Origin of the sequence: Pontibacter sp. BAB1700, from assembly GCF_000277005.1 — a bacterium.
Classification (GTDB): domain Bacteria; phylum Bacteroidota; class Bacteroidia; order Cytophagales; family Hymenobacteraceae; genus Pontibacter; species Pontibacter lucknowensis.
Genome location: NZ_AKIS01000230.1, coordinates 1 through 2,035, shown reverse-complemented (window position 1 = coordinate 2,035; position 2,035 = coordinate 1). Strand labels below are relative to the sequence as shown.

Annotated in this window: 3 protein-coding genes; all 3 read left to right on the top strand. The window is 41.9% G+C overall.

The features are described from left to right. Positions 1-24 precede the first annotated feature (24 nt). From O71_RS20490 to O71_RS22285, 3 genes are read left to right on the top strand one after another with little or no spacing between them, the layout of a single operon-like run. Positions 25-741 (top strand): hypothetical protein, encoded by a 717-nt coding sequence (locus tag O71_RS20490; protein ID WP_007660969.1) that lies wholly within the window; start codon positions 25-27, stop codon positions 739-741. Positions 742-773: 32 nt separating this feature from the next. Continuing rightward, on the top strand, positions 774-1,085 hold the full coding sequence (locus O71_RS20485; RefSeq protein WP_007660968.1) for a hypothetical protein: 312 nt from the start codon (positions 774-776) through the stop codon (positions 1,083-1,085). Between the two features lie 13 nt (positions 1,086-1,098). Next, complete coding sequence (locus O71_RS22285; RefSeq protein ID WP_007660967.1) at positions 1,099-1,830, top strand: cold shock domain-containing protein; 732 nt, start codon at positions 1,099-1,101, stop codon at positions 1,828-1,830. The last annotated feature ends 205 nt before the right edge of the window (positions 1,831-2,035 follow it).

Here is a 2,035-nt window from a genome sequence, read left to right as displayed (position 1 = left end):
AATATATAAAAACAATAATTAGATATGAGGATTAAAAAAGAAAAGTACCCTATTATTGACCAGGTGCAGAAAGGTAAGCTGGATTGGCCGGTCGAGCCAGAAGAACTAAGCAACTTTGCCCCTTACCTCCAGTTAGCAAGGTCCATCGTTGCGAGGAAGCCAACAGTAGATTACCTCTGCAGGTCAACCTTAAGTGATGCGATGTCGCCTGATGCAGAGTTTATAGGGAAGGAGCTTTATGATACACAAGGAATACTTCTTGTAAGTGATGCAAGTCTGCTATATAAAGTGAAGATGATGGGTGAGTTTGCCGAAATCGACCTTTTCTTGTACTGTGGAAACAGGCTTATCACTTACAGCAAGGGCAAGATAAAAGGAGTAGTTGTGGAGCTGATTCATAGTGCATCACTGAAAAGGGGGCGTACTGGCACTTCCCCTGTTGATGACCTTTGCTTCATGCACATATTCCTTTCATTTAGAAAATATGTGGAGCTACAGGAAAAAGTCATCTCTACGAAGCGAAGCCGTACCTGCCAAACCTCGCTGGGAACTGTCAAAACAGATTTCAAATACCCAATTAATGTGATTGACGCCTCATACTATACGAGTTACATAAAAGGGGAGAAGTTCTCTGTGAAAGGACACATTCGCAAATGCGCAAGCGGGAAAATAGTGCAAATCCGTCCCTACAAGAAGTCCGGCTACTCTAGGCAAGCTCGGAAACTATCGATGGCGGCATAATAGGATAAATTAACCATAAATATAAAACGAAAATGCAAAAGATTATTAATGGAAAGCTGTACGATACAGAAACAGCAACTGAGGTGGCAAGCTATTGGAACAATTTGAGTGCAAATGATTTCAGAAGAGAATTAGAAGAGCTGTACATTACAAAAAAGGGCGCATGGTTCCTATATGGCGAAGGAGGGCCTTTGAGCCATTACGCCAAATATTCTGAAAATCAAAGCTGGGGTAGTAGTGAAATCATCGCACTGACACCGGATGAGGCGTACGAATGGTGCGAGAGGCACAATAAAGTAAAGGTGATAGAAAGATATTTTTCAGATAAAGTAGAAGAAGCTTAATATAGACTGTTATATGGAGAGAGTTTTAAATCGAGATTTTATAGGTGAAGTAAGGTCCCAACACCCAGTGAAAGGATATGGATTCATTGTGCATGATGAAGTGGACGATGTCTTTATTTCTGCAAGTGCACTGCGATGCGCAGGTATTGTTTGTGGTGATGAAGTCTGCTTTCACATTAGGCCCTCTGAAACACACTACGGCAAATCAGAGGCATATAACGTCCGTAAGGTATTTAGGTCTAAAGATGGGAAGGTTGTTTATGATAGGATAAACAGCCACCTGCACGCAAGAGTTACGCCACTGCTAGCTGAAATAGTCGGTAAGGTAGAGTGTGGTGACAAGGAGTTCTTTGAGGCGCAAGTTGGCTTCAACAGGATAATCGGGGAAAATACCCTTGTGAAGGTTGAAAAGGAAGATAATACTGTATATGCTGTCAGGAGAGGGCGTGCAGGACATACCAAGTTTGTGATGAATCGTCAACCTGTTGCCTGCAGTAATACTTTCATCGTCTTAAAGAGGACAGCCACAGGGGGCTATGTGATAATCACTGCGTTTATCGGGGAATTAGCCCAGCCAGAGCCTTGGAGTAAAAATGCCAACCTTTTGTCCCTTTGGTTTTGGAAACATCACGCACTGATTTACGATAATGAAGAAATCCTGCAGGAAACGTTAACGAATGACTGCCCTTGGTTAATGAAGGAACATGATCGGCAAGTGTCAAGAAAAATTTATTTTTTCAATTAGTAGTGTGATAATTGATAGGGAAGAAGCCTTCAGGAGTTTTTATAGAATATGTGATTATTGTGCTCGAGAAAATGAGGTGTAGGCGCTTTCCCTTCACTTATTTGAAGGGGAGTGTAATCTAAACTGTGTCATCTCTATATTTCAATTTACTGGCCCTGTTGGTGTACTGGCGTAAGTCCTTACAGCAACAGGGCCAAACTTTTGA

What these genes read in the sequence shown, in the direction of transcription:
- O71_RS20490 (WP_007660969.1), top strand. Translation starts at nt 25, where the DNA reads ATGAGGATTAAAAAAGAAAAGTACCCTATTATTGACCAGGTGCAGAAA.
- O71_RS20485 (WP_007660968.1), top strand. Translation starts at nt 774, where the DNA reads ATGCAAAAGATTATTAATGGAAAGCTGTACGATACAGAAACAGCAACT.
- O71_RS22285 (WP_007660967.1), top strand. Translation starts at nt 1,099, where the DNA reads ATGGAGAGAGTTTTAAATCGAGATTTTATAGGTGAAGTAAGGTCCCAA.